24 protein-coding genes are annotated in these 25766 nt (G+C 73.7%); 17 read left to right on the top strand and 7 right to left on the bottom strand.

All coding sequences use genetic code 11. The features are described from left to right. Positions 1-30: 30 nt before the first annotated feature. Both EFE23_RS15770 and EFE23_RS15765 read right to left on the bottom strand, forming a co-directional pair. Entirely contained in the window at positions 31-585 is a 555-nt protein-coding gene (locus EFE23_RS15770; RefSeq protein ID WP_123241686.1) for a PH domain-containing protein, read from the bottom strand. Positions 586-661: 76 nt separating this feature from the next. Next, positions 662-892, bottom strand: coding sequence for a hypothetical protein (locus EFE23_RS15765; protein ID WP_123241685.1), 231 nt, complete (start codon positions 890-892; stop codon positions 662-664). 239 nt (positions 893-1131) lie between these two features. Here EFE23_RS15765 and EFE23_RS15760 point away from each other — a divergent pair, with 239 nt between their 5' ends. From EFE23_RS15760 to EFE23_RS15730, 7 genes are all read left to right on the top strand, one after another. Next, a complete protein-coding gene (locus EFE23_RS15760) occupies positions 1132-2241 on the top strand; it encodes an AAA family ATPase (RefSeq protein WP_123241684.1) in 1110 nt (369 codons plus the stop codon). Beyond that, on the top strand, positions 2220-3218 hold the full coding sequence (locus tag EFE23_RS15755; protein ID WP_199737095.1) for a DUF58 domain-containing protein: 999 nt from the start codon (positions 2220-2222) through the stop codon (positions 3216-3218). The genes EFE23_RS15760 and EFE23_RS15755 overlap by 22 nt, the downstream gene beginning before the upstream one ends. Further along, positions 3215-4165, top strand: a complete 951-nt coding sequence (locus tag EFE23_RS15750; RefSeq protein WP_123241682.1) for a VWA domain-containing protein — start codon at positions 3215-3217, stop codon at positions 4163-4165. Before EFE23_RS15755 ends, EFE23_RS15750 begins: the two co-directional genes overlap by 4 nt. A gap of 603 nt (positions 4166-4768) precedes the next feature. Then, positions 4769-5473, top strand: coding sequence for a beta-ketoacyl-ACP reductase (gene fabG / locus EFE23_RS15745; RefSeq protein ID WP_123241681.1), 705 nt, complete (start codon positions 4769-4771; stop codon positions 5471-5473). Positions 5474-5496: 23 nt separating this feature from the next. Further along, positions 5497-6264 (top strand): enoyl-ACP reductase FabI, encoded by a 768-nt coding sequence (fabI, locus tag EFE23_RS15740; protein ID WP_123241680.1) that lies wholly within the window; start codon positions 5497-5499, stop codon positions 6262-6264. A gap of 70 nt (positions 6265-6334) precedes the next feature. Further along, a complete protein-coding gene (locus EFE23_RS15735; protein ID WP_123241679.1) occupies positions 6335-7366 on the top strand; it encodes a ferrochelatase in 1032 nt (343 codons plus the stop codon). Then, on the top strand, positions 7315-8181 hold the full coding sequence (locus EFE23_RS15730; RefSeq protein WP_199737094.1) for an HAD-IIA family hydrolase: 867 nt from the start codon (positions 7315-7317) through the stop codon (positions 8179-8181). Before EFE23_RS15735 ends, EFE23_RS15730 begins: the two co-directional genes overlap by 52 nt. Positions 8182-8202: 21 nt before the next feature. On the opposite strand, the gene EFE23_RS15725 is transcribed toward EFE23_RS15730, so the two are convergent. Next, the gene (locus tag EFE23_RS15725; RefSeq protein ID WP_123241677.1) at positions 8203-8997 is read right to left on the bottom strand and encodes an Rv1486c family protein; all 795 of its coding nucleotides are present in this window, start codon (positions 8995-8997) and stop codon (positions 8203-8205) included. A gap of 162 nt (positions 8998-9159) precedes the next feature. Between EFE23_RS15725 and EFE23_RS15720 the strand changes: the two genes are divergently transcribed. After that, positions 9160-9972: a DUF3097 domain-containing protein gene (locus EFE23_RS15720; protein ID WP_123241690.1), complete on the top strand. Its 813-nt coding sequence runs from the start codon at positions 9160-9162 to the stop codon at positions 9970-9972. Positions 9973-10363: 391 nt separating this feature from the next. Here the strand turns inward: EFE23_RS15720 and EFE23_RS15715 are convergent, their stop codons facing one another. Then, positions 10364-11677 (bottom strand): serine hydrolase domain-containing protein, encoded by a 1314-nt coding sequence (locus tag EFE23_RS15715; RefSeq protein WP_123241676.1) that lies wholly within the window; start codon positions 11675-11677, stop codon positions 10364-10366. A gap of 90 nt (positions 11678-11767) precedes the next feature. Between EFE23_RS15715 and EFE23_RS15710 the strand changes: the two genes are divergently transcribed. From EFE23_RS15710 to EFE23_RS15695, 4 genes are all read left to right on the top strand, one after another. Continuing rightward, positions 11768-12241, top strand: coding sequence for an NfeD family protein (locus EFE23_RS15710; RefSeq protein ID WP_123241675.1), 474 nt, complete (start codon positions 11768-11770; stop codon positions 12239-12241). A gap of 5 nt (positions 12242-12246) precedes the next feature. Then, a complete protein-coding gene (locus tag EFE23_RS15705) occupies positions 12247-13353 on the top strand; it encodes an SPFH domain-containing protein (protein WP_123241674.1) in 1107 nt (368 codons plus the stop codon). Between the two features lie 150 nt (positions 13354-13503). Further along, positions 13504-14313 (top strand): hypothetical protein, encoded by an 810-nt coding sequence (locus EFE23_RS15700; RefSeq protein ID WP_123241673.1) that lies wholly within the window; start codon positions 13504-13506, stop codon positions 14311-14313. Positions 14314-14543: 230 nt separating this feature from the next. Next, complete coding sequence (locus EFE23_RS15695) at positions 14544-16754, top strand: transglycosylase domain-containing protein (RefSeq protein WP_123241672.1); 2211 nt, start codon at positions 14544-14546, stop codon at positions 16752-16754. A gap of 59 nt (positions 16755-16813) precedes the next feature. Here the strand turns inward: EFE23_RS15695 and EFE23_RS15690 are convergent, their stop codons facing one another. Further along, a complete protein-coding gene (locus EFE23_RS15690) occupies positions 16814-17224 on the bottom strand; it encodes a GNAT family N-acetyltransferase (protein ID WP_158675869.1) in 411 nt (136 codons plus the stop codon). A 73-nt stretch (positions 17225-17297) separates the two neighbouring features. Here EFE23_RS15690 and EFE23_RS15685 point away from each other — a divergent pair, with 73 nt between their 5' ends. The 4 genes from EFE23_RS15685 to EFE23_RS15670 all read left to right on the top strand — a co-directional run bounded on the left by EFE23_RS15685 (position 17298) and on the right by EFE23_RS15670 (position 22296). Then, a complete protein-coding gene (locus EFE23_RS15685) occupies positions 17298-17897 on the top strand; it encodes a dihydrofolate reductase family protein (RefSeq protein ID WP_233601007.1) in 600 nt (199 codons plus the stop codon). Positions 17898-17960: 63 nt separating this feature from the next. Next, positions 17961-18782, top strand: a complete 822-nt coding sequence (locus EFE23_RS15680; RefSeq protein WP_123241670.1) for a TrmH family RNA methyltransferase — start codon at positions 17961-17963, stop codon at positions 18780-18782. Between the two features lie 52 nt (positions 18783-18834). Then, positions 18835-20286, top strand: a complete 1452-nt coding sequence (argG, locus tag EFE23_RS15675) for an argininosuccinate synthase (protein ID WP_123241669.1) — start codon at positions 18835-18837, stop codon at positions 20284-20286. Positions 20287-20361: 75 nt separating this feature from the next. Further along, a complete protein-coding gene (locus EFE23_RS15670) occupies positions 20362-22296 on the top strand; it encodes a PucR family transcriptional regulator (protein ID WP_444939633.1) in 1935 nt (644 codons plus the stop codon). Between the two features lie 167 nt (positions 22297-22463). Here the strand turns inward: EFE23_RS15670 and EFE23_RS15665 are convergent, their stop codons facing one another. Then, positions 22464-23813: a MurL-like N-terminal domain-containing gene (locus EFE23_RS15665; RefSeq protein ID WP_123241667.1), complete on the bottom strand. Its 1350-nt coding sequence runs from the start codon at positions 23811-23813 to the stop codon at positions 22464-22466. An 88-nt stretch (positions 23814-23901) separates the two neighbouring features. On the opposite strand from EFE23_RS15665, the gene murD reads away from it, so the two are divergent. Next, positions 23902-25248 carry a UDP-N-acetylmuramoyl-L-alanine--D-glutamate ligase gene (gene murD, locus EFE23_RS15660; RefSeq protein ID WP_123241666.1) on the top strand — a complete coding sequence of 449 codons (1347 nt, stop codon included), beginning with the start codon at positions 23902-23904 and terminating at the stop codon, positions 25246-25248. 1 nt (position 25249) lies between these two features. Here the strand turns inward: murD and EFE23_RS15655 are convergent, their stop codons facing one another. Beyond that, a complete protein-coding gene (locus tag EFE23_RS15655) occupies positions 25250-25765 on the bottom strand; it encodes a DUF6114 domain-containing protein (protein ID WP_233601006.1) in 516 nt (171 codons plus the stop codon). Position 25766: the final 1 nt, after the last annotated feature.

The following is a 25766-nucleotide window of genomic DNA, read 5'->3' as shown; positions in this document are numbered from 1 at the left end:
TGCCGGGCTCGGCGTCCGCCGGGCCGTGGCTCACAGCCCCTCCGCCCGGTCCTCGCCGAGCGCGGTGAGCCGGTCGCGAAGGCGGGACGCCTCCGCCGGCCGCAGGCCGGGTACCCGGGCGTCGCTCGCCGCCGCGGCGGTGTGCAGCTGCACGGTGGCCAGGTCGAAGGCGCGCTCCAGCGGCCCCGCGGTGACGTCCACGAACTGCATCCGCGAGTACGGCACGATGGACAGCCGCCGGACCAGCAACCCGTGCCGGACCAGCAGGTCGTTCTCGCGTTCCGCGTACCCCCAGGCGTGCACCGCCCGGACGATGGTGACCACCCGCCAGCCGGTCAGCAGCACGGTCACGCCGAGCGCCACGCCGAAGAGCCAGTGTCCGCTGATCGCCCAGCCGATGCCGAGCACCACCAGCCCGACGGCGAACAGCACGCCCAGCCGGATCAGCTCGACCCAGATCAGGTCACGGGAGATCGGCTGCCAGCGGACGGTGTCCGGCCAGGGCTCCAGCGGACCGGGTGGGGCCGGCGGGCGGCCGGCGAGGTCGCCACCGTCGGCCGGGCCGGGCTCGCTCCGCCCGCTCACGCCGCCGCCTCGCTTCGCTCGACGGCGGCGCGAGGCGCCGCGCTGCTGAGCTGACTGGCTCGCTCGCTCCGCTCGCTCACGCTTCGAGCGTAGGCGATCCGGGCAGCGCGACCACCTCGCGCAGGAAGCCGCGCGCGTCGAGGAAGTCGCCGAGCGACCCGCGGTGGTCGGCGCAGGCCAGCCAGCTCTTGCGCCGGTCGGGCTCGTGCAGGCGGGGATTGTTCCAGCGCAGCTCCCAGACGGCAGGGGCGCGACACCCCCGCGCCGAGCAGATCGGCGCCTCGTCGGCGGGAGTGGGAGTGGTCACCGGGCCCAGTCTAGGGCCGCACGGTGGAAGGTTTAGCGCCGGGCGGCCACGGGGGGAGCCGCCCGGCGACGGGGTGAATCGTACACACGCCGGCCCCCCTGTTGTCCACCCGTGTTCAGCGTTTTCCGTGCGCTGGGACGGCGCGGCAAAAATCGTCCCTCTCCCGGCCTCCCCTCCCAGGAAGGCATGACAGTCTTATACGCACCGCACCGAGACGACGACCAAGCTGTGGAGGACCGGTGGCCCAGCCGACCACGCCCGACGCCCCGACCCCGACCGAGGCCGTGCCGGACGCGCCGACCCCGGCCGCCACCACCCCGGCGCAGGACGCCGGCCTGCTGGAGCGGGCGCTGTTCGAGATCAAGCGGGTGATCGTCGGGCAGGACCGGATGGTCGAGCGGATGTTCGTCGCCCTGCTCGCCCGGGGCCACTGCCTGCTGGAAGGCGTGCCCGGCGTGGCCAAGACCCTCGCCGTGGAGACCCTGGCCAAGGTGGTCGGCGGGTCGTTCGCCCGGGTGCAGTTCACCCCGGACCTGGTTCCCGCCGACATCATGGGCACCCGGATCTACCGGCAGTCCAGCGAGAAGTTCGACGTCGAACTGGGCCCGGTGTTCGTGAACTTCCTGCTCGCCGACGAGATCAACCGGGCCCCGGCCAAGGTGCAGTCGGCGCTGCTGGAGGTGATGAGCGAGCGGCAGGTGTCCATCGGCGGGGAGACCCACCGGGTGCCCGACCCGTTCCTGGTGATGGCCACCCAGAACCCGATCGAGCAGGAGGGCGTGTACCCGCTGCCCGAGGCGCAGCGGGACCGCTTCCTGATGAAGATCCTGGTCGGCTATCCCACCGACGCCGAGGAGCGGGAGATCGTCTACCGGATGGGCGTCGCGGCGCCCGAGCCGGCGCGGGTCTTCGACACCGCCGACCTGATCGCCCTCCAGCACAAGGCCGACCAGGTCTTCGTGCACAACGCGCTGGTCGACTACGCGGTCCGGCTGGTGCTCGCCACCCGGGCCCCCGCCGAGCACGGCATGCCCGACGTGGCGCAGCTCATCCAGTACGGTGCCAGCCCGCGCGCCTCGCTCGGCCTGGTCCGGGCCACCCGGGCGCTGGCGCTGTTGCGCGGCCGGGACTACGCGCTCCCGCAGGACGTGCAGGACATCGCCCCGGACATCCTGCGCCACCGGCTGGTGCTCAGCTACGACGCGCTCGCCGACGACGTACCGGCCGACCACATCGTGCACCGGGTGATGTCGACCATCCCGCTGCCGGCCGTCGCGCCCCGGCAGCAGGCCACGCCGCCGCCACCGGCCGTGCCGAACGCCGCCGGCTGGCCCGGGCAGCGGCCGTGAGCCCAGCCACCCCGCTGCCGGCCAGCGGCGACCGCTCCGACGCCGTGCTGTCCCGACTGCAGCTGCTGGTCACCCGCAAGCTGGACGGGCTGCTCCAGGGCGACTACGCCGGGCTGCTGCCCGGGCCGGGCAGCGAGGCGGGGGAGTCCCGCGAGTACCGCCCCGGCGACGACGTACGCCGGATGGACTGGCCGGTGACCGCACGGACCACCATGCCGCACGTGCGGCGTACGGTGGCCGACCGGGAGCTGGAGACCTGGCTGGCGGTGGACCTGTCGGCGAGCCTGGACTTCGGCACCGGGAAGTGGCTCAAGCGGGACGTGGTGGTGGCCGCCGCCGCGGCCCTGGTCCATCTGACCGTCCGGGGCGGCAACCGGATCGGCGCGGTGGTCGGCACCGGGGCGCCGGTGCCGGCGCGGTCCGGGCGGTGGCGCGGCGCGCCCCCGGTCAGCGGGCCCGGCACCCTGGTGCGGCTGCCCGCCCGGTCCGGGCGCAAGGAGGCGCAGGGCCTGTTGCGGGCCATCGCCGGCACCGAGATCCGGCCCGGTCGCAGCGACCTCGGCGCGCTGGTCGACATGCTGAACCGGCCGCCCCGCCGACGCGGCGTGGCCGTGGTGATCTCCGACTTCCTCGCGCCGCCGCAGCAGTGGGGGCGGCCGGTCCGTAAGCTGCGGGTCCGGCACGACGTGCTGGCGATCGAGGTGGTCGACCCGCGCGAGCTGGAGCTGCCGGACGTGGGGGTGCTGCCGGTGGTCGACCCGGAGACGGGCGAGCTGCACGAGGTGCAGACCGCCGATCCCGGCCTGCGCCGACGGTACGCCGAGGCGGCGGCCGCCCAGCGTGGAGCGGTCGCCGCCGAGCTGCGCGCCGCCGGCGCGGGCCACCTGCGACTGCGTACCGACCGAGACTGGCTGCTGGACATGGTGCGATTCGTGGCCGCGCAGCGGCACGCCCGTACCCGAGGGACGACGCGATGATCCGTTTTCTGCAACCGTGGTGGCTGCTGGCCGTGCTGCCGGTGCTCGCCCTGGCCGCCGCGTACGTCTGGCGGCAGCTGCACCGCCGCGCGTACGCGATGCGGTTCACCAACGTGGACCTGCTGCGGACCCTCGCGCCGAAGGGGCTGGGCTGGCGGCGGCACGTGGCGGCCACCGCGTTCCTGCTCTGCCTGCTGGTGCTGGCGACCGCGCTGGCCCGCCCGGCGGTGGACACCAAGGAGCCGCTGGAGCGGGCCACGGTGATGCTGGCCATCGACGTGTCGCTGTCCATGCAGGCCGACGACGTGGCGCCGAACCGCCTGGAGGCCGCCCAGGAGGCGGCCAAGCAGTTCGTCGGGGAGCTGCCGGGAAGCTACAACCTCGGGCTGGTCTCGTTCGCGAAGTCGGCCAACGTGCTGGTGCCGCCGACCAAGGACCGGGGTGCGGTGACCACCGCCATCGACGGTCTGGTGCTGGCCGAGGCGACGGCCACCGGGGAGGCGGTGTTCACCTGCCTGGAGGCGATCCGTTCGGTGCCCGCCGACGGCGCGGCCGGGATCCCGCCGGCCCGGATCGTGCTGCTCTCCGACGGCTACCGCACCGCGGGGCGGTCGGTGGAGGAGGCGGCCGCGGCGGCACAGGCGGCCAACGTCCCGGTCTCCACCATCGCGTTCGGCACGGACTCCGGTCAGGTCGACATCGGCGGTCAGCTGCAGCGGGTGCCGGTCGACCGGATGGCGCTGTCGCAGCTCGCGGAGACCACCCAGGGCTACTTCTACGAGGCGGCCTCGGTCAGTGAGCTGAAGCAGGTCTACCAGGACATGGGCAGCTCGATCGGGTTCCGGACGGAACCGCGAGAGATCACCCAGTGGTACGCGGGCGTCGCGCTGCTGTTCGCCCTCTGCGCCGGTGCGCTGAGCCTGGTCTGGTCGTCCCGGCTGATCTGAGGCGGGTCCGGGGTCCGGCGGACGGCCGGGTCCCGGCCGGCGCGGTCAGTGACCGCCGCCGGCCAGGACGAAGAGGACGGCCACCCAGACGGCGGCGAGGGTGAAACCCAGCGGGGCGACGTAACGGCTCATGGGACTGCTCCGTGGCGACGGCGGTCCGGGCGGCACGGGGCCGGACCGCGGGGATGGCTCAGGACGTGCGCACACGAAGTCGTGACCGGGGTGCTCCACCGCGGCGGCCCGGGCGGGCCGCGCAGCACGGTCGGCCCCGGCCGGGTGGCCGAGGAGACGGGCGCTGCGCAGGGCGGGAAGCGGGTCAGCGCTGCCGGCTGAGTCGTGGCTCAGCGGGGCTGACGGTCGGCCCGGCCACGACTGGGAGGATCGCTATCTCGCACAGCGATCACCTCCTGCGGTCGGCGGGGTCCGAACGGCGGGCGATCATCGGCCCGCAAACGGGATCATCGTACACCCGATGTGCGCGTGGCACGCACTCGGCCGACCGGCCGACCGGACCCGCCCGAGCGGCCGCCGGGGTTAGCGCTTACCCCTCGGTAACCCCTAGGCTCGCCACCGACCGAGAGATCAGCTGACCGAGGGGGAACCGTGGCCCGTACCGTGCTGGTGACCGGCGGAAACCGGGGCATCGGCCTGGCCATCGCGCAGGCCTTCGCCAAGCAGGGTGACCGGGTGGCGGTGACCCACCGCAGCGGCGACGCTCCCGAGGGGCTGTTCGGCGTGAAGTGCGACGTCACCGACGCCGAGTCGGTGGACGCCGCGTTCGCCACCATCGAGGCGGAGCTGGGCCCGGTCGAGGTGCTGATCGCCAACGCCGGCATCACCGACGACACGCTCCTCATGCGGATGTCCGAGGAGCAGTTCACCCGGGTGCTCGACACCAACCTCACCGGCGCGTTCCGCTGCGCCAAGCGGGCCTCGACCAAGATGCTGCGGGCCAGGTGGGGCCGGATGATCTTCATCTCCTCGGTGGTCGGCCTCTACGGCGGCGTCGGCCAGGTCAACTACGCGGCCAGCAAGGCCGGCCTGGTCGGGGTGGCCCGCTCGATCACCCGCGAGCTGGGCAGCCGCAACATCACCGCGAACGTGGTGGCGCCGGGCTTCATCGAGACCGACATGACCGCCGCGCTGCCCGAGGAGCGCCAGACCGAGTACCGCAAGGCCATCCCGGCCGGCCGCTTCGCCCAGCCGGAGGAGGTCGCCGGCGTGGTCACCTGGCTCGCCTCGGACGCCGCCGGCTACATCTCCGGCGCGGTCATCCCGGTCGACGGCGGCCTCGGCATGGGCCACTGAGAAAGTACGGAGGAAACAACGCAATGTCCGGACTCCTGGCCGGTAAGCGGCTGCTGGTCACCGGCGTCATCACCGACGCCTCGATCGCCTTCTCGGTGGCGAAGCTCGCGCAGGAAAACGGCGCCCAGGTCGTGCTCACCGGCTACGGCCGGCTCTCCCTGGTCGAGCGGATCGCCAAGCGGCTGCCCGAGCCGGCCCCGGTGATCGAGCTGGACGTCACCAACGCCGAGCACCTGGCCGGCCTCGCCGACAAGGTGCGCGAGCACGTCGACGGGCTGGACGGGGTGGTGCACTCGATCGGCTTCGCCCCGCAGAGCTGCCTCGGCGGCGGCTTCCTCGACGCGCCGTGGGAGGACGTGGCCACCGCGCTGCAGGTCTCCACGTACTCGTACAAGTCCCTGGCGATGGCGGCGCTGCCGCTGATGTCCGCGGGCGGCGCGGTGGTCGGCCTCACCTTCGACGCCACCAAGGCCTGGCCGGTGTACGACTGGATGGGCGTGGCCAAGGCCGGGCTGGAGTCCGCCTCCCGCTACCTGGCGCTGCACCTGGGCAAGCGGGGCATCCGCAGCAACCTGGTCGCCGCCGGCCCGCTGCGCACCATCGCCGCCAAGTCGATCCCCGGCTTCGAGCAGTTCGAGGACGCCTGGGCCGAGCGCGCCCCGCTCGGCTGGAACCTCACCGACCAGGAGCCGGCCGCCCGGGCCTGCCTGGCGCTGCTGTCCGACTGGTTCCCGGCCACCACGGGCGAGATCGTCCACGTCGACGGCGGCTACCACGCGATCGGCGCCTGAGACCGGCCGGAAACCGGGCCGTCCCGGGGTGGTCGTCGGGCCGTCACGGCCGTCGGGGGAGAATGGCAGCATGGCGTACGACGCGTTGGTGCTGGTCTCCTTCGGCGGCCCGGAGCGGCCCGAGGACGTGCTGCCCTTCCTGCAGAACGTGACCCGGGGGCGGGGCGTGCCGCCCGAGCGGCTCGCCGAGGTCGCCGAGCACTACCTGCACTTCGGCGGGGTGTCCCCGATCAACCAGCAGTGCCGGGAGCTGCTCGCCGCGATCCGGGAGGACTTCGCCGCGCACGGCGTCGACCTGCCGGTCTACTGGGGCAACCGGAACTGGGACCCGATGCTCGCGGACACCGTGGCCCAGATGCGCGACGACGGGATCCAGCGGGCGCTCGCCTTCGTCACCAGCGCGTACGGCGGATACTCCTCCTGCCGCCAGTACCAGGAGGACATCGCCGCCGCCCGTGCCGCGGTCGGTCCGGACGCCCCGCTGATCGAGAAGCTGCGCCAGTTCTGGGACCACCCCGGCTTCGTCGAGCCGCACGCCGACGCGGTGAAGGCGGCGCTGGCGCAGCTCGACCCGGGCCGGCGGGACAGCACCCGGCTGGTGTTCACCGCCCACTCGATCCCGGTGTCGGCGGCCGCCACCGCCGGCCCGCACGGCGGCCGGTACACCGCCCAGCTCGAGGAGACCGCCCGGCTGGTGCACGCCGCCGCCGCGCCCGACCTGCCGTACGACCTGGTCTGGCAGAGCCGATCCGGGCCGCCGCAGGTGCCGTGGCTGGAGCCGGACATCAACGACCACCTGACCGCCCTCGCCGAGCAGGGCGTGACGAGCGTGGTGGTCAGCCCGATCGGGTTCGTCTCCGACCACCTGGAGGTGGTCTGGGACCTGGACACCGAGGCGCTCGACACTGCCAAGCAGCTCGGCCTGGACTTCGTCCGGGCGGCCACCCCCGGCACCGACCCCCGCTTCGTGGCGATGGTCCGGGAACTGGTCGAGGAGCGCACCGCCCCGGACGGCGCGGGGCTGCGCCGCCGGCTCGGCGAGCTGCCCGCCTGGGACACCTGCCCGGCGCTCTGCTGCGTGCCCCCGGCCCGCCGGCCCTGAGTCCGACCGACCTCCGACACCCCTGGGGACGACACATGCATGACCGCAAGCCGGTGCAGAGCTGGCTCACCGACATGGACGGCGTGCTGGTGCACGAGGGCCAGCCGGTGCCCGGCGCGCCCGAGTTCATCAAGAAGCTGCGTGCCTCCGGCAAGCCCTTCCTGGTGCTGACCAACAACTCCATCTACACCCCGCGGGACCTCCAGGCCCGGCTGGCCCGGATGGGGCTGGACGTGCCGGAGGAGTCGATCTGGTCGTCCGCCCTGGCCACCGCCCAGTTCCTGGCCGACCAGCGGCCCGGCGGCACCGCGTACGTGATCGGCGAGGCCGGCCTCACCACCGCCCTGCACGCGGTGGGTTACGTGCTCAGCGACTTCGCGCCGGACTACGTGGTGCTGGGGGAGACCCGCACCTACAGCTTCGAGGCGATCACCAAGGCGATCCGGCTGATCAACGACGGTGCCCGGTTCATCTGCACCAACCCGGACGCCACCGGCCCGTCGGTGGAGGGCGCGCTGCCCGCCGCCGGCTCGGTCGCCGCGATGATCTCCAAGGCGACCGGGGTGGAGCCGTACTTCGTCGGCAAGCCGAACCCGATGATGATGCGCTCGGCGTTGAACACCATCGACGCCCACTCGGAGACCACCGCGATGATCGGTGACCGGATGGACACCGACATCCTCTGCGGCCTGGAGGCGGGGTTGGAGACGATCCTGGTGCTCACCGGGATCAGCAGCCGGGCCGAGGCGGAGCGCTACCCGTACCGGCCGTCGCGGATCGTCACCTCGGTGGCCGACCTGATCGACGAGGTCTGAGCCCGGCGCGGTCCGCCGCGCTCAGGGGCGCAGCGGGGCGTTGCAGGCGGCCACCAGGGCCTGCCGGCAGGCGGTGGTGAGCGGCCGCAGCGCCGCGTCCCGCTGCTGCGCCTCGTAGGTGTTCACCGCGCCGCCCGGCGCGCTCTCCCCGGCCAGGGCGAGCACCCGGTCCAGCACGGCCGCCCGGGCGAACAGCCGCCGGGCCCGCGGGTCGAAGCCGGGTGGCAGGTCGGTGGCCCCGTCCGGGCGGCGCAGCGCCGCGAGGGCCCCGGCCAGCTCCGGCCGCCACTGCGCCACGTCGAGCCGGGTGAGGGCGGCGGTCGTCTCGGCGAGCGCGGCGGCCAGTTCGGCCTCCGCCTCGGCCGCGCCCGGCGCCGCCAGCGACGCCTTCAGCGCGTCGGCCGGCAGCGGATGGACCCGCCACAACACCGTCTCCCAGGTCATCCCCGAGCCCGAGGTGTGGGTGCGGACCTCCGGGACCAACCCGAGCCCGCTGGCCACGACCGCCTCCCCGGCCAGCAGCGCCGCGCCGGCGAACTCGCCCGGCCCGGGCAGGCCGCGCGGATCGCCGGGTGCGGGCAGCACCAGCCGGATCTCGTCCGGGGAGAGCTTGGCCAGACTGGGCAGTGCCTCCCGCAGGGAGACGTCGGTCCAGGTGCCGGGGGCGTCCGCGACCAGGTGCTCCTCGTCGCCGGCGATCTCGTCGGCGACCTCGTCGAAGGGCACCAGGCCGGCGCGCCAGGCGCGCACCCAGGCAACGAACCGGCTCGACCGGCGCGGAGCCAGTGTGGCCGCGCCCGTTGCGGGGAGGGACATGCCGAAAAGGGTACGTGCTCGCCGCCGCCCCTGTCTCGACTGCCGCACCGGTGGCGTGACCTGCCCTCAACTGCCCCCTTCGCCCCTTTTTGTGCCCGGGGTGAGCCGGCTGGTCGGCGCGTCGCCGGGCGACGCGCCGGGCCGGTGGCTAGCGTGATCGACATGGCGGGGCGATACGACGGGGATGTGCTGGCGGGCGACTGGCGGCGGCGGAAGGTCACCCCGGAGGTGGACGCCGTGCCGGATCTGGTCGTCGAGGACGCCGACTCCGGGTTCTGCGGTGCGGTGGTCGGCTTCGAGGCCGGGGCGGTCGTGCTGGAGGACCGGCACGGCCGGCGGCGCAACTTCCCGCTGCTGCCCGCCGCGTTCCTGCTCGACGGCCGGCCGGTCACCCTGCGCCGCCCGGCGCGCGCCCCGGTGCCCGCCGCCCGCCGGCGTACCGCGTCCGGCTCGATCGCACTCGACAACGTCCGGGCGCAGGTGGCCAAGGCCAGCCGGATCTGGGTGGAGGGCGTGCACGACGCCGCGCTGGTCGAGCGGATCTGGGGCGACGACCTGCGGATCGAGGGCGTGGTGGTGGAGCCCCTGGACGGCATCGACGACCTCGCCGCCGAGGTGGACGCCTTCGCGCCCGGCCCGGGCCGCCGGCTCGGCGTGCTCGTCGACCACCTGGTGCCCGGCTCCAAGGAGAGCCGGATCGTGGCGGCGGTGACCTCGCCGCACGTGCTGGTCACCGGGCACCCGTACGTGGACGTGTGGCAGGCGGTGAAACCGCGGGCGCTGGGCATCCGGGCCTGGCCGGTGGTGCCGCCCGGGCGGCCCTGGAAGGAGGGGGTCTGCGCGGCCCTCGGAGTGGCCGAACCGGCGGACCTGTGGCGGCACATCCTGTCCCGGGTGGACAGCTTCGCGGACGTGGAGACGCCGCTGATCAACGCCATGGAACGGTTGATCGACTTCGTCACCGAGCCTGCTTAGTGGTTGCGGTTCAGGGCCGGGGGCGACCGCGCCCGGCTTCGGGCGGTCAGGCTTGATCCCTCCGCCGGGCACGGTCGCCCCCGGCCCCGTCGTGGACTCGGTGCGCGGTTCGGTTCCGCCGTCGTGGGTGGTGTGGACCTCGGGGCGCCACGGGGTTGACGTGGACGGATCGTGGGGTGAGTCGTTCACGTCATCAAGTTCGTAGCTCCTGCACCCCTCCCGCCCGGCTCGTCCCCGTCCCGCCCGCCTGGGCCCGCGCCGCCCCCGCCCGCGCCGTCGATCTTGCACTCTGGGTTGCCGAGCTGGGGGGATTTGCGGCCTTTGTTCGGGCAGCAACTGCAAGATCGGCGGCGCGGGGGTGCGGCGCGGCGGGATGGGGCGGGGGGTGGGGTCAGGGTTGCTGGTCGGGGGTGCGGGTGAAGACGAAGGTGGCGATGTCGAGGGCCATCGGATGGCCGGAGCCGTCGCGGATGACCCTGAGGACCTCGCCGTCCTGGGAGCCGGAGCGGCCCCGCCAGCGGTCCGGGCCCTCCGGGGTGAACCGGAGTGTCGGCCGGCCGACCGGGCCGCCCACCAGCTCGCCGGCGGGGTCGATGCGGAACTCGTACTCGCCGCCCATCCACCACCAGCGCCCGGTCAGCTCGGTCAGCTCGGCGGGCGGCGCCTCGGCCGGACGCCACGGGGTGGGCGCTGCCGGCTCGGCGTCGAGCACCAGGGTGAGCACCTCGCGGGCCAGCCCCACGATGTGGTGCCCCCGGCAGAGGCCGTACGAGTTGGCGAAGTCGACCACGGCGGTGCGGCTGGGCCGGTGCACCGCGAGGCCGGCGACGTATCCGGGCATCGAGCCGCCGTGGCCCACGTACACCCGCTCGCCGACCCGGTAGAGCTCCACGCCGAGGCCGTGCCCGCCGGTCCAGGAGTCCAGGTCGCTGATCACCACCGGCGCGCACATCTCGGTGAGCGTGGCCGGGGCGAGCAGCGCCGGATCCGGCTCGGCCAGGAACGCCGCCCAGCGGGACAGGTCCGCCACGGTGGACCAGAGCTGGCCGGCCGGCGCCATCGCCCCGGTGTCGGTACGCGGCTCCTCCCGCAGCGTCTCGTGCCAGGGATGGACCACGTAACCGCGGGCGTACGGCTCGGTCGGGTGGTAGGTCGTCCGGCGCATCCCGAGCGGTTCGAGGAGCCGCTCGCGGAGCAGCTCCGCCCAGGGCGTGCCGGTGATCCGTTCCAGCACGCCGCCGAGCAGCCCGTACGCCAGGTTGGAGTAGTGGTACACGTGGTGCGGCGGGTGGGCGATCTTCTCCGGCGTCAGCCCGGCCAGCAGGGTGGCCAGGTCGGCGCCCTCGGTCCGCTCCCACCACTGGCCGTCGGGCTCGCGCTGCAGGCCGCTGGCGTGCCCGAGCAGCTGCCGCACGGTGAGCGCGCCGACCGGGGTGCCCGGGAGGTGCTTGTCCAGCGGGTCGTCCAGGGCCAGCCGACCGGCGTCGCGCTGCTGCATCACCAGCACGGCGGTCATGGTCTTGCTGATCGAGCCGATCCGGTACTGCAGGTCGGCGTCGGGCCGGGGTTGCGCGCCGGCGACCGCGACGTGGGCGAGGTCGCCGGCGCGCACCACGCCGAGGGCGAGCGAGGGGCCGCGTCCCTCGGCCTGGGCCCGCGCGACCAGCAGGTCCACTCGTCGGGCGGTCTCGGGCAGCAGGGCCATGATCGTCCTCCTCGTCGCGCCGGCGGCTCACCGGCATCACGCGATCATGACAGTTCGATGACACGTGCGTCGACGTGTCACGATCGTGGGGTGGACGCCGTGTTGTGGATCGTGTTGGGTGTGCTGCTGGCGGTCGCCGAGATCTTCACGACGACGCTCTTCCTGATCATGTTCGCGGTGGGGGCGTTCGCCGCCGCCGGGGCCGCCGCGCTGGGCGCCCCGGTCGCGCTCCAGGCGCTCGTCTTCGCGGTGGTCTCCGCGCTCTCCGTGGCGGTGGTCCGGCCGGTCATCCGCAAGCACGCCCTCCCGGCGTTGGAAAGTGGCGAGCAGCCGTTCGGCATCGAGGCGTTGGAGGGGGCGACGGCCCTGGTGCTGGAGCCGGTGGACGCCGAGCGCGGGCTGGTCAAGATCGACGGTGAGTTGTGGAGCGCCCGGTCGTACGACGCGACACGGAGTTACGCCGCCGGTGAGCGGGTGCAGGTGATAAAGGTCCGGGGCGCCACCGCCCTGGTCTGGCAGGACGAGATTTCCACCCCGGGCGGACTGCCCGAAGCGAAAAGGTGAGCGGTATGGAATTTGCAGCGGTCCTGTTGATCGCCGTCGCGGTGATCGTCGTGGTGACGCTGGTCAAGGCGGTGCGGATCGTCCCGCAGCAGCGGCAGGACGTGGTGGAACGGCTGGGCAAGTACAAGCGCACCTTGAACCCGGGGCTCAACCTGCTGGTGCCCTACATCGACGCGGTGCGGACCAAGGTCGACATGCGGGAGCAGGTGGTCAGCTTCCCGCCGCAGCCGGTGATCACCTCGGACAACCTGGTCGTCTCGATCGACACGGTGCTCTACTTCAAGGTGGTCGACTCGGTTCGCGCCACCTACGAGATCTCCAACTTCCTGCAGGCCATCGAGCAGCTCACCGTCACGACGCTGCGTAACGTGATCGGCTCGCTGGACCTGGAGCGGGCGCTGACCAGCCGGGAGGAGATCAACCGGCACCTGTCCGGCGTGCTGGACGAGACCACCGGCCGGTGGGGCATCAAGGTCACCCGGGTGGAGATCAAGGCGATCGAGCCGCCGCCGAGCATCCGCGACTCGATGGAGAAGCAGATGCGCGCCGAGCGGGACCGCCGCGCCGCCATCCTCAACGCCGAGGGGCACAAGCAGTCGCAGATCCTCACCGCCGAGGGTGAGAAGCAGGCCGCCGTGCTGCGCGCCGACGGTGACCGGCAGGCCCGGATCCTGCAGGCGGAGGGTCAGGCCAAGGCGATCCGTACCGTCTTCGACGCGATCCACCAGGCCAACCCGAGCCAGAAGGTGCTCGCCTACCAGTACCTGCAGGCCCTGCCGCAGATCGCCAACGGCTCGGCCAACAAGGTCTGGATCGTCCCGACCGAGCTGACCAAGGCCCTGGAGGGCATGGGCGGCGCGCTGGGCGGCCTGGCCAACATGGTCGGCGACGTGCCGTCGCCGGAGGCCACCAAGAGCGCCGGCGAGGTCGAGCGGGAGGCCGCCGAGGCCGCCCAGGCCGCCGCCAGCGCGGCGCAGGAGATCCACGACGAGGTACGCGTCGCCGAGGCGCAGGCCACCGGCGGTAACGCCCCGCAGGGGCTGCCGGCCCCTGAGCCGGTCTCCCCGGAGAGCCTGCTCCACGACACCACGGACCAGCGCGAGCGGGGCTGAGCGCGCGCCGCCCGGCCTCGGGCGGCAAATGCGAGAAAGCCTCATGCGGCGCCCCGGTGCCTGCCACGATCGGTCTGAGGACCGGGTGGTGAGCAGGGACCGGGGCGTCGCGTGCGTCCCACACCACCCGAAGGTGGAGCGAGGTGACGCATGAAGGACCCGGCGAACCGGCTGTTCTCCAAGGAACTGTTCTCCAACCAGCCGGTCCCCGGCGCCCACGACCCCGGCGGGCCGCTGGGCAGCCGGCGTACCGGGGGCGGGTTCGGGGTGCTGCCGTTCGTCTCCGAGCCGGGGCCGGGCACCCCGGCCACCGACGCCACCTGGGCCTGGTCGGTACGCCGGTTCGCCCGCGCGGCGGTCTGGCTGCTCCCGGCGTACGCGATCCTCTACGGCCTGGTGGCGATGGCCAGCGACGGCGGGGTGGGCAACGACCCGTACCCGGCCGACGGCCGGCCGCTCTACCTGGTGGGCTGGGTGGCCGCCGTCTGGCTGGGGCTGCTCGCGCTGCTGGCGCTCACCGGCCTGCTCGCCGCCACCCGGTGCCGGCGGGTCGCCCTCGCCGGGCTGCTGGCGAGCATCGGCGGGATGGTGCTGATGCTGCCGTTCGCCGGGCTGGCCGAGCAGACGCCGGTCTTCGGCCTCACCGCGCGAACCCTGGTCCTGTTCGGGGCCACCTGTTACAGCGTGGGGTGGTTCCTCAGCGGCTGGTCGGTGGGCCGCTCCGGGATGTTCGCCTACGGGGACGGGATCATGCTGATGATCGCCGCTCCGCTGCTCGGCCTGGGCGGCGCGCTGATCGGCTCCCTGCAGACCTTCGGGGCGATCTTCGTGCTGGTCGCCGGCATCGGCATCGGCTACCGCTCGGGTCGCCTGGTCCCGGCCGTCATCGCCCGGGACGCGGTCGCCGCCAGCGTGGCCGCCACCCCGGCCCCGCCGACCAACGGTCCGCTGCCGAGCTGACCCTCCGGCTGCCGGGGCGGTGCGGCGGCGCGCGTCCGCCGGCCGGTGGTCCGGGTGACCGCCCTTGCCGGGTTGCGACCCGGCGGACGGCGGGACCGGACACCCGGGGCGGGACCGGACGGGAACCCCTCCGCACTGGACGGGCGGGTAGCTGAGAGGTCACCGTGAGGTAACTGACAGTTGGCTGGCGAACTGGCCGGTTGGCGGCTTTCGCGGTAATCCTGGGGTGCATGCCGTCTCCCCGGACGCCGCTGTCGCGGCTCTTCACCGTGCTGCTCACCGGCCTCCTCGCCGGGCTCGTCCTCGCGGTCGCCGCGCTCCCCGGCAACCTGCTCGGCGGGTTCGTCACCAAGTCGGTCCTCGGCGCGTACGCGGAGCTGCCCGACGCGCTGCGCACCCCCGCACAGCCGCAGCGCTCCTACCTCTACGCCAACGACGGCAAGACCCTGATCACCACGTTCTACGACGTCAACCGCACCGACGTGCCCCTCGCGGAGATCGCGCCGGTGATGCGGCAGGCGATCGTCGCCGCCGAGGACCGTCGGTTCTACTCCCACGGCGGCGCCGACCTGCGGGGCATCGCCCGCGCGCTGGTCGCCAACGTCAAGGGCGGCGGCACCGAGCAGGGCGGCTCCACGCTGACCATGCAGTACGTCCGGAACGTGCTCAAGACCGACCCCACCCGCACCGCCGAGGAGCGGCAGGCCGCCACCGAGCAGACCGTCGGGCGCAAGCTCCAGGAGATCCGGTACGCGGGCGCGCTCGAGAAGACCCTCAGCAAGGACGAGATCCTCAACCGCTACCTCAACATCGCGTACTTCGGCTCCGGGGCGTACGGCGTGGCCGCGGCCAGCCAGCGCTACTTCGGCAAGGCGCCCGCGGACCTGACCCTGAGCGAGGCGGCGCTGATCGCCGGCCTGGTCCAGTCGCCCGACGAGTACAGCCCGATCGACGGGGACCAGGACAAGGCGCTGGCCCGGCGGGCGTACGTGCTCGACTCGATGGCCGACACCGGCGCCATCACCGCCCAGCAGGCCGCCGCGGCCAAGGCCGAGAAGCTCACCCTGCACCCGACCGCCCAGCCCAACGGCTGCACCGCGGTCGCCCAGGGGCACGACGACTGGGGCTTCTTCTGCGACTACCTGCGCCAGTGGTGGCTGCGCCAGCCGGAATTCGGCAACACCGTCAAGGAGCGCGAGCAGGCGCTGCGCCGGGGCGGCTACACGGTGGTGACCACCCTCGACCCGAAGATCCAGCAGACCGCCCAGCAGCAGGCCACCAAGGTCTACGGGTACGACAACAAGCGGGCCCTGCCCATCGCCGCGGTCGAGCCCGGCACCGGCCGGGTGCTCGCCATGGCGGTCAACCGGCACTACAGCCTGGCGGACAACCCGGCCGGGCAGGCCAACCACCCGAACACCGTCAACCCGCTGATCTCCGGCGGCGCCAGCGTGGCCGGCTACCAGGCCGGCTCGACCTTCAAGCTGTTCACCATGCTGGCCGCGCTGGAGGCCGGCAAGCCGCTCGCCACCGGCTTCGACGCCCCGGCCAAGCTGCCCACCCGTTACGCCTCGGACGCCGAGGGCAACTGCGACGGCAAGTGGTGCCCGGGCAACGCCAACCCGGAGTGGATGGACGGCTACCGGATGATGTGGGACGGCTTCGGCCGCTCCGTGAACACCTACTTCGTCTGGCTGGCCGAGCAGGTCGGCGAGGACAAGGTGGTGGAGATGGCGCAGCGGCTCGGCATCACCTTCCGGGCCGGCGCCGACGCCGACTTCGCCAAGAACGACGCGGCGAACTGGGGGGCGTTCACCCTCGGCGTCGCCGCCACCACCCCGCTCGACCTGGCCAACGCCTACGCGACCGTGGCCGCCGAGGGGACGTACTGCACCCCGCAGCCGGTGGTCTCGGTGACCGCCGCCAACGGTGACAAGGTCGACGTCGGCCAGCCCTCCTGCAAGAAGGTGCTGGACACCGACGTGGCGCGGGCCGCCACCGACGCGGCCCGCTGCCCGGTCGGCCAGCAGTCGGCGTACGGGCAGTGCAACGGCGGCACCGCCACCTCGGTGAACCGGATCGTCGGCCGGCCGGTCGCCGGCAAGACCGGCAGCTCCGAGCAGAACGCCACCGAGACCTTCGTCGGGTTCACCCCGCAGGCGGCGGTCGCCGGGATCGCGGCCAACCCCGACGACTCCACCGACCTGGTCGGCTCGGCCGTGCAGGCCAGGGTGATCGACGCGGTCGCCCGGACCATCCGCACGGCGGTGGACGGCAAGCCGGTGAAGGACTTCACCGCCCCCAGCCGGGAACTGGCCGGCGACCCGCAGCGCCCCCAGCCGCAGCCGAGCCCGTCGCCGCGGCCCCAGCAGAACCAGAACCAGGACCAGAACCTGCCGGGCGACCTCCTGCGCTGGCTCCAGGGCCGCGGCCGGGGCTGACGACGGGTGCCGTGGCCGGCCGTCCGAATCCGGGCGGCCGGCCGCGGCGTGCACCCGGCTCAGCGCGGGCCGACCCGGAACATCCCGGTCATGTCGTCGTGCACCGCGTACCCGAAGCGGCGGTAGAGGCCGACCGATTCGCCGGCCGCGAAGAGGCCGACGAAGGTACGGGACGAGGCCCGGCCGGCGATCCACTCCTCCAGCCGGCCGAGAATCGCCGCGCCCACCCCGCGCCGCTGCCGTTCCGGCACCACCGCCAGGTCCTGCAGGTAGTAGTAGATCGCGCCGTCGCCGACCAACCGGCCCAGCCCGATCACCCGGTCCCGCTCGACCGCCACCACGGCGTGCAGCGAGGCGGCCAGCGAGGCCGGGACCGCCGCCGGATCGTACGCGTCGGTCCAGCCGACCGCGGTGGTGACGGCGAGGAACTCCTCGACCGTTGGCAGCCGGTCCTCCAGGCGGTATTCCACGACCGGAATCTAGTGCGCCGCGGAAAAAATCCGCGGCCGTTGTCGGATCCGGTCCGGTGACTCCGACCCACCGGTGAGCGCGCCCGCCGGGGGCGCCACCGAGCAGGAGGACATCATGCGCAAGCTGGTCTACTGGGTGCACCAGTCCGTCGACGGATTCATCGAGGGGCCGAACGGCGAGTTCGACTGGGCGGCGATGGGGCCGGAGCTGTCCGCGTACTCCTTCGAGCTGACCGACCGGGCCGACGCCTTCCTCTACGGGCGCAAGGTGTGGGGCCTGATGTCCTGGTACTGGCCGCGCGCCGAGCAGATCTCGCAGGACCCGCACGACCTGAAATTCGCGCCGGTCTGGCAGCGCACCCCCAAGATCGTTATCTCCCGCAGCCTGGAGACCGCCGAGTACGGCGCCCGGGTGATCGGCCGCGACCTGGCGGCCGAAATCGCCGAGTTGAAGGCGCAACCCGGCCGCGAGCTGCTGCTCACCGGCGGCTCCGGCGCGGCGGCGGCGCTGACCGGGCTGGGGCTGATCGACGAGTACCAGGTGGTCGTGCATCCGGTCGTGCTGGGCGGGGGCACCCCGGTCTTTCCCGACAAGGCGCGACTGGACCTGCGGCTGGTGGAGACCAGGAGCTTCGACGGCCGGTCGGTGCTGCTGCGCTACGTCAAGGCGTGAGCCGCGCCGCGCGCGGCGCCGGGCCACGCCGGCCCGGCGCGGCGGACCGGGCAGAATCGTGCGGTGCCCGTCCATGAGATCACCGATCCCGACGACGACCGGATCGCCGACTACCGCGCGCTGACCGACGTCGAGCTGCGTACTCGCTGGGAGCCGCCGCACGGCCTGTTCATCGCCGAGGGGGAGCTGGTGCTGCGGCGGGCGCTGCGGGCCGGCTACCCGGCCCGGTCGTGCCTGGTCGACGCGAAGCGGGTGGACCAGCTCGCCGACCTGGACACCGGGGACGCGCCGGTCTACGCGGCCACCCCGGAGGTGCTCCAGCGGGCCACCGGCTTCCACGTGCACCGGGGCGTGCTCGCCTCGTTCCACCGCAAGCCGCTGCCGAGCGCCGCCGAGGTCCTCGCCACCGCCCGCCGGGTGGTGATCCTCGAGGACGTCAACAACCACACCAACCTCGGCGCGATCTTCCGGGCGGTGGCCGCGCTCGGCGTGGACGCCGTGCTGCTCTCACCGACCTGCGCCGACCCGCTCTACCGGCGCAGCGTCCGGGTCAGCATGGGGGAGGTCTTCGCCATCCCGTACGCGAAGCTGGAGCCCTGGCCGGACGCGCTGGCGCAGGTCCGGGCGGCCGGTTTCACCGTGCTGGCGATGACGCCCGCGCCGGACGCGGTGCCCATCCAGCGGCTCGACGCGGCGCGACGGGCCCGCGCGGCGCTGCTGATGGGCGCCGAGGGGGCCGGCCTGACCCGGGCCGCGATGGACGCCAGCGACGTCCGGGTGGTGATCCCGATGCGGCGCGGGGTGGACTCGCTCAACGTCGCGGCCGCCACCGCCGTCGCCTGCTGGGAGCTGGGCCGCGACGATCCACCGGACGGCGGCGAGTAGCAGGTCGGGCATTCGTTTGCATGACCATGCGCTCCGGTGCATAATCTTCCCTGTGTCCAAGGTTCTCACCTCCCTGCCCATCGGTGAACGAGTCGGTATCGCCTTCTCCGGCGGTCTCGACACCTCCGTCGCGGTCGCGTGGATGCGCGACAAGGGCGCGGTTCCCTGCGCCTACACCGCCGACATCGGCCAGTACGACGAGCCGGACATCGCCTCGGTGCCCGGTCGCGCGCTCAGCTACGGCGCCGAGGTCGCCCGCCTGGTCGACTGCCGCGCCGCCCTGGTCGAGGAGGGCCTGGCGGCGTTGACCTGCGGGGCCTTCCACATCCGCTCGGGCGGGCGGGCGTACTTCAACACCACCCCGCTGGGTCGGGCCGTGACCGGAACCCTGCTGGTGCGGGCGATGATCTCCGACGACGTGCAGATCTGGGGCGACGGCTCGACCTTCAAGGGCAACGACATCGAACGGTTCTACCGGTACGGCCTGCTGGCCAACCCGCAGCTGCGCATCTACAAGCCGTGGCTGGACACCGACTTCGTCACCGAGCTGGGCGGCCGTACGGAGATGTCGGAGTGGCTGCTCGAACGCGGCCTGCCGTACCGGGACAGCACCGAGAAGGCGTACTCGACCGACGCCAACATCTGGGGCGCCACGCACGAGGCGAAGACCCTGGAGCACCTCGACACCGGCATCGAGACGGTCGAGCCGATCATGGGGGTCCGGTTCTGGGACCCGTCGGTGGAGATCCCGACCGAGGACGTCACGATCGGCTTCGACCAGGGCCGCCCGGTGACGATCAACGGCAAGGAGTTCGGCAGTCCGGTGGACCTGGTGCTGGAGGCCAACGCCATCGGCGGCCGGCACGGCCTGGGCATGTCGGACCAGATCGAGAACCGGATCATCGAGGCGAAGAGCCGGGGCATCTACGAGGCGCCCGGCATGGCGTTGCTGCACGCCGCGTACGAGCGGCTGGTCAACGCCATCCACAACGAGGACACCCTGGCGAACTACCACAACGAGGGTCGCCGCCTCGGTCGGCTGATGTACGAGGGGCGCTGGCTGGACCCACAGGCGTTGATGCTGCGCGAGTCGTTGCAGCGCTGGGTCGGCACGGCGGTCACCGGCGAGGTGACGTTGCGGCTGCGCCGGGGCGAGGACTATTCGATCCTGGACACCACCGGCCCGGCGTTCAGCTACCACCCGGACAAGCTGTCGATGGAGCGTACCGAGGACTCGGCGTTCGGCCCGTCGGACCGGATCGGTCAGCTCACCATGCGCAACCTGGACATCGCCGACTCGCGGGCGAAGCTGGAGCAGTACGCCTCCCTCGGCATGGTGGGCGGCGCGGCCCCGCAGCGGATGGTCGGCGCCGCGCAGGCCGCCTCGACCGGACTGATCGGTGCGATGCCACAGGGCGGCGCGGAGGCCATCGCCTCCCGGGGCGTCCCCTCCGCCGAGGACGAGGCGCTCGACCGTGCCGCGATGGAGTTCGGCGTCGACTGAGCGACGGGGGCCAGGAGAACCCCGGGCGCGGCCGGGTCTTCTGGACCGAAGGTGACGCAGGGTAGCGTGTCGCCCGTGTTCCCTACCGTCCGTGAGGTGCTCGCCCTGGTGCCGGTGCGCCACGGCGCGCCGCGCCTGGTCGCGGGCGATGCGGGCCTGGACCGCCGGGTCCGCTGGGTGCACGTGGCGGAGGTGCCCGACATCGCCACCCTGCTCGGCGGCGGCGAGCTCGTGCTGACCACCGGCATCGGGCTGCCCGCCGACGACGCGGGGTTGCGCGCGTTCATCGGCGACCTGGCCGACGTCGGGGTCTCCGGGCTGGTGGTGGAGCTGGGCCGCCGCTACGTCAGCGGGGTGCCCCGGGTGATGGCCGCCGCCGCCGAGCGGCGCGGCCTGCCGCTGGTCGAGCTGCGCCGGGCCACCCCGTTCGTCCGGATCACCGAGGCGGTGCACGCGCTGATCGTGGACGCCCAGCTCACCGAGCTGCGCGCCACCGAGGAGATCCACCAGCGGTTCACCGAGCTGTCCGTGGAGGGCGCCGAGCCGGCCGAGGTGGTCCGGCAGGCCGCCGAGCTGGCCGGCTGCCCGGTCGTGCTGGAGAACCTGTCCCGGCAGGTGCTCGCGTACGACCCGGCGGGGGAGAGCGCCGAGCTGCTGCTGGACGGTTGGGAGCAGCACTCCCGGCGGATCCGGCCCGCCGGGCGCACCGCGTACGACCCGCACAGCGGGTGGCTGGTGACCACCGTCGGCGCGCGTGGCCAGGACTGGGGCCGGCTGCTGCTGCGCTGGCCGGCCGGCGGCGAGCTGACCAGCCCGGACCCGGGCGACCGGGTGGCCCGCGCGGAGCCGGAGTCCGGCCCGGTGGCGACGGTGGCCACCCCGCCCACCCGGCTCACCATCCTGATCGAACGGGCCGCCTCCACCCTCGCCCTCGGCCGGCTGATCCGGCGCGACGCCGAGGGGCTGGAACGGCAGATCCACCGCACCCTGCTCACCGCCCTGATCGACCACTCCCGCCCGGTCGACGAGGTGGCGCTGCGCGCCAAGGCGCTCGGCGTGACGCTCGACCGCCGGCACCTGGTCGGCGTGGTCGTCCGGCACCGGGCCGACGATCCGGCGGGGGAGGGCGCGGGCGTCGGTGGCGAGGCCGGTCCGGCGGCCGGTCCGGCCCGGCTGCGCGACCTCGCCGAAGCCGTCGGCCAGGCCCTGCGGGAGGCCAAACTCACGGCGTTGACCAGCGCCGTCGACGACCATGCGGTGGGCGCGCTGCTGGCCCTGTCCGACCCGGCCGCCGAGGAGAAGGCACTCGCCGCGTTCGCCGCCGCACTGCGCCGGGTACGTCTGGACGCCGACCCGGCCCGCCCGGCGGTACCCCGGCCCACCGCCCGCCCGGCCGACCCCGCCCCCCGCTCCGTCCCGGCGACCGCGGACGGCGCGTCCCGCCCGGTCACGGCCGGCACGGTACGCGCCACCGACGGTGCCCCCCGATCCGGCGGCGCCGCCGCCCCGCGGGTGGCCGAGGGTGCCGCCCGTGGCGGCGCGCTGCGGGCGGGCGGTCCGGCGGCGGTGATCATCGCGGCCGGTTCCGGGGTGGGCAGCCTGCGGGAGGCGCGCCGGTCACTGGTGGAGGCGCGGCAGATCGCCGAGGCGGCCCGCCGGGACCGGCGTGACCTGCCGATCTTCCGGCTGCCGCACGTCGGGCTGGCCGGCCTGCTGCACCTGCTGCGCGACGAGCCGCGCCTGCAGACCTTCGTCGAGCGGGAACTTGGCGCACTGCTCGGGTACGACGCGCAGCACCCCCGCGAGCAGTTGCTCGACACCCTGCGTGCGTACCTGGAGCAGGGCCGGAACAAGTCGGCGGCGGCCTCGGCGGCGCACCTGTCCCGCCCGGCGTTCTACGAGCGGCTGGCCCGGATCGGTCGCATCCTCGACGTCGACCTGGACTCGGTGGAGGCCTGCCTCTCCCTCCACGTAGCCCTCCTAGCCCTAGACGCCGTCCGCACCCCCTAACCCCACCCCCCACCCCCACCCCCACCCGGTCTGGTCGATCATGAAGTTAGCGGCGACGAATCGGACGAATCGCGCGGCTAACCTCATGATCGATCGAGCCAGGCCGGGCGCGGGCGCGGGCGCGGGCGCGGTGGGGTGGGTGGGGTGGGTGGGGTGGGGTGGGGGGGTTAGGTGAGGGCGGTGAGGGCTTTGGCGTAGGGGGCGGGGACGTAGGTCGGGCCGGCGGGGGTGAAGACGTCGGAGGTGGCGGCGGCCGTCCAGGCGGTCTCCGGGAGGGCCTCGACCAGGGCGCGGACCACCGGGGCGTCGCGCCACTGCTCCTGCTGGGCGAGCAGGCTCAGCGCCACCACGGACTCCTCGACCTCGCCGACGCACTCGAACGGCTTGTGCCCGTCCACGCCGAGCAGCTCCCGGTAGCCGGGGATCTGCGACTCGTCCGCGAGCAGGTCGCCGCCGAAGATGCCGGTGATCCGCTCCCGGGACATGAACGGGGCCATGGCCAGGAAGACGAACCGGCACTTCGGGCAGTCGCGGCACCACCGCTCGCTCGCGTCGCGCAGCTTGAACGCGGCGTTGCAGCTGGTCACCACGGCGTCGTACCGCTCGATCTCGGCGAAGAGCCGGGCGATGTGCAGCTCGGAGAGGGAGCGCAGCAGGGAGAAGTACGGCTCGGTGAGCCCGGCGTGCTCGGCCAGCGCCGCCCGCAGCAGCCCCTCGGCCTCCACCCCCTTGGACCACTGGTGGTTGATCTCGTGGCCGTTCCAGACCAGGTTCGGGTCGGAGGCCGACCGCTCGTTGGACATCACCACCGGGCCGAGACCGTGCAGCACGGCGGTGGCGACCGCGATCAGCGAGTTGATCGCGGTGACCGGGATGTGGCCGTTCAGCGCGCCGGCCGCGTTGAGGTCGAACAGCACCGGGTCAATCCGCCGCCGGGCGGCGAGGGGCACCAGGTCGGAGGCCTCGTTGACGGAGACGATCACGTGGTTCGGGTTGACCGAGAAGGGCACCGGGTCGAAGCCGGCCCGGCGCAGCGCCTCCAGGCTGACGATGGAGTCCTTGCCGCCGCCGACCGCGGACAGCGGACGCCGGTCCGAGTCGTCGTACACCCGGGGTGGGTCGACCTCGCCGGCCGGCATCTCCGGGCGCAGCTCCAGCACGTGCGGCAGCTGGTTGCGGTACGCGTACTCGGCCAGGCCCCGGGTGTAGACGGCGGTGACGAACTCGACGGCGGCCGTGCCCAGCGGCGCCGGCAGCACCAGGCGGGGCGGCGCGGCGGCCTTGTAGTAGCTGACCCCGGCCACGATGTGCAGCAGTTCGAGGACCCGGTCGAGGGTGGCCGCCGTCTCGTCGGAGACCGGCTCGGCCGGCAGCGGCAGGATGATCACCTCGGTGAACCGCTGCTCGCCGTCGGGGCCGGTGAGGGCGTAGTCCAGCAACACCTCGCCGGTGGCGAAGTCGATCGAGTAGGACGGGAAGGTGAAGGCGTCCATCCGCCGGAGCTGCTCGTTGGGCACACGCCATACTAGGCCCTGGTTCGTCCGCCGTGTCCGGCTGTGCCGGACCGCGCCCGCCCGTCGCCGTCGCAACCCCCGAGGAGAGCTCGTGCGCCTGTCTGATCTGCGCGGACGTCATGTCGCCGTCTGGGGAGCCGGCCGGGAGGGCCGGGCCGCGGTGACCGCGATCGCCGCGCACGGCCCGGCCGGCCTGGTGGCCGTCGACGACAGCGCGAACTTCCTCACCCTGCCCTGGGAGGGTCCGCTGGCGGAGGCCGCGCCACTGGTCACCGGGGAGGAGGGGTTCGACCGGCTGGCCGCCGCCGAGGTGGTGGTCCGGTCGCCGGGGGTGCCGAGCACCCACCCGTGGATGGTGGAGCTGCGCCGTCGCGGGGTCACCGTCACCCAGGGCAGCGCCCTGTGGATGGCCGACCACGCCGACCGGACGGTGGGGGTCACCGGCAGTAAGGGCAAGAGCACCACGTCCAGCCTGATCAGCCACCTGCTGACCGCGATGGACCGGCCGAACGTCTTCGGCGGCAACATCGGCGTGCCGCTGCTCGACCTGCCCGAGGCGGACCTGTACGTGCTGGAGCTGTCCAGCTACCAGTGCGCCGACCTGGCCGACTCGCCCCGGGTGGCGGTGGTCACCGCGCTCTTCCCGGAACACCTCGACGCGCACGGCGGGGAGCGGGAGTACTACCGGGACAAGCTCAACCTGCTCGCGCACGGCCCGCACGCGGTGGTGGTCAACGGCGCCGACCCGCGGCTCGCGGTGGAGTTGGGGGAGCGGGCCGCGATCCGGGCCGGCCTCCCGGACAGTGCCCACGTCGCGTCCGGCCCGGACGGCGCCCCCTGGTTCCACCTGCGGGACACGCCGCTCTTCCCGCGTGCGGTGCTGCCGCTGGTGGGCCGGCACAACGAGGGCAACCTCTGCGTCGCCCTGGCGGTGCTCGACGCGCTCGGCGTCGACGTGGTGGGCCGCAAGGACAGCCTCGCCGTGGCCGTGGCCGGCTTCCAGGGGCTGGCCCACCGGCTCACCGAGATCGCCGATCCCTCCGGCCTCACCTTCGTCGACGACACCCTGGCCACCAGCCCGTACGCGGCCATGCACGCGATCGACGCGTACGAGGGGCGGCCGCTGACCGTGATCGTCGGCGGGACCGACCGGGGTCTGGACTACGGCCCGCTGCGGGACCACCTGGCCGAGCGGGAGATCACCGTGATCGGCATCCCGGACAGCGGCCCGCGGATCGTGGCGGCGCTGGCCGGGCTGCCGGGGGTGCGTACCGAGATCGCCGAGGACCTGGTGGACGCGGTGGGGCTGTCCCGCAAGCTCACCCCGTCGGGCGGGGTGGTGCTGCTCTCGCCGGCCGCGCCGAGCTACGGCCGGTTCCGCAACTTCGAGCACCGCTCCGAGGTGTTCGCCCAGGCGGTCGCCGACACCGCCCGCTGAGTCAGGGCAGGTCGGCCGCGCTCCGGTCGGCCGGCTCGCGGGGCGCGGGCGGCGCGGGCGTGGCGTCGCCGGCCACGGGCGGCGCTTCGGCGGCCACGGGCTCGCCGGGTGCCGACGGCGTCGGCGCGGCGCGGCGCTTGTCCGGCGTCCAGGCGAACGCGAGCGCCCCGCCGACCAGGGCGAGGAGCATGCCGACCAGGAAGCCGCCGAGGTTCGAGGTGAGCCAGGAGGCCAGCCCGAGCACCAGGGTGAGTAGCGCGTAGAAGACCCGCTGCTGTGGGGTGGCGATCAGCAGCACCCCGCAGAGCACCAGGATGGTCGGCACCAGGTACGCGGCCAGGCCCTGCGGCCCGACGTGCAGCAGCACCCCGAGCGGCGCCCGCAGGGTCACCAGCATCTCGGCGCCGCCGAGCGTGATCAGCACCCCGGCGGTGAACGGGCGGCCCCGCCGCCAGTGGCGCCAGCGCCCGCCGGTGGGGCGGACGGCCGGCGCCGCGGGGTGGTCCGGGGTGGTCACG

The sequence above is a fragment of the Micromonospora solifontis genome, assembly GCF_003725545.1.
Lineage (GTDB): Bacteria > Actinomycetota > Actinomycetes > Mycobacteriales > Micromonosporaceae > Micromonospora > Micromonospora solifontis.
This window is presented reverse-complemented; position numbering and strand designations above follow the sequence as displayed.

Bases quoted from the DNA above. Each gene is read 5' to 3' on its own strand.
- EFE23_RS15705 (WP_123241674.1), top strand. From the start codon at position 12,247: ATGGAATTTGCAGCGGTCCTGTTGATCGCCGTCGCGGTGATCGTCGTG.
- EFE23_RS15735 (WP_123241679.1), top strand. From the start codon at position 6,335: ATGGCGTACGACGCGTTGGTGCTGGTCTCCTTCGGCGGCCCGGAGCGG.
- EFE23_RS15695 (WP_123241672.1), top strand. From the start codon at position 14,544: ATGCCGTCTCCCCGGACGCCGCTGTCGCGGCTCTTCACCGTGCTGCTC.
- EFE23_RS15700 (WP_123241673.1), top strand. From the start codon at position 13,504: ATGAAGGACCCGGCGAACCGGCTGTTCTCCAAGGAACTGTTCTCCAAC.
- EFE23_RS15725 (WP_123241677.1), bottom strand. From the start codon at position 8,997: ATGTCCCTCCCCGCAACGGGCGCGGCCACACTGGCTCCGCGCCGGTCG.
- fabI (WP_123241680.1), top strand. From the start codon at position 5,497: ATGTCCGGACTCCTGGCCGGTAAGCGGCTGCTGGTCACCGGCGTCATC.
- EFE23_RS15715 (WP_123241676.1), bottom strand. From the start codon at position 11,677: ATGGCCCTGCTGCCCGAGACCGCCCGACGAGTGGACCTGCTGGTCGCG.
- EFE23_RS15750 (WP_123241682.1), top strand. From the start codon at position 3,215: ATGATCCGTTTTCTGCAACCGTGGTGGCTGCTGGCCGTGCTGCCGGTG.
- EFE23_RS15720 (WP_123241690.1), top strand. From the start codon at position 9,160: ATGGCGGGGCGATACGACGGGGATGTGCTGGCGGGCGACTGGCGGCGG.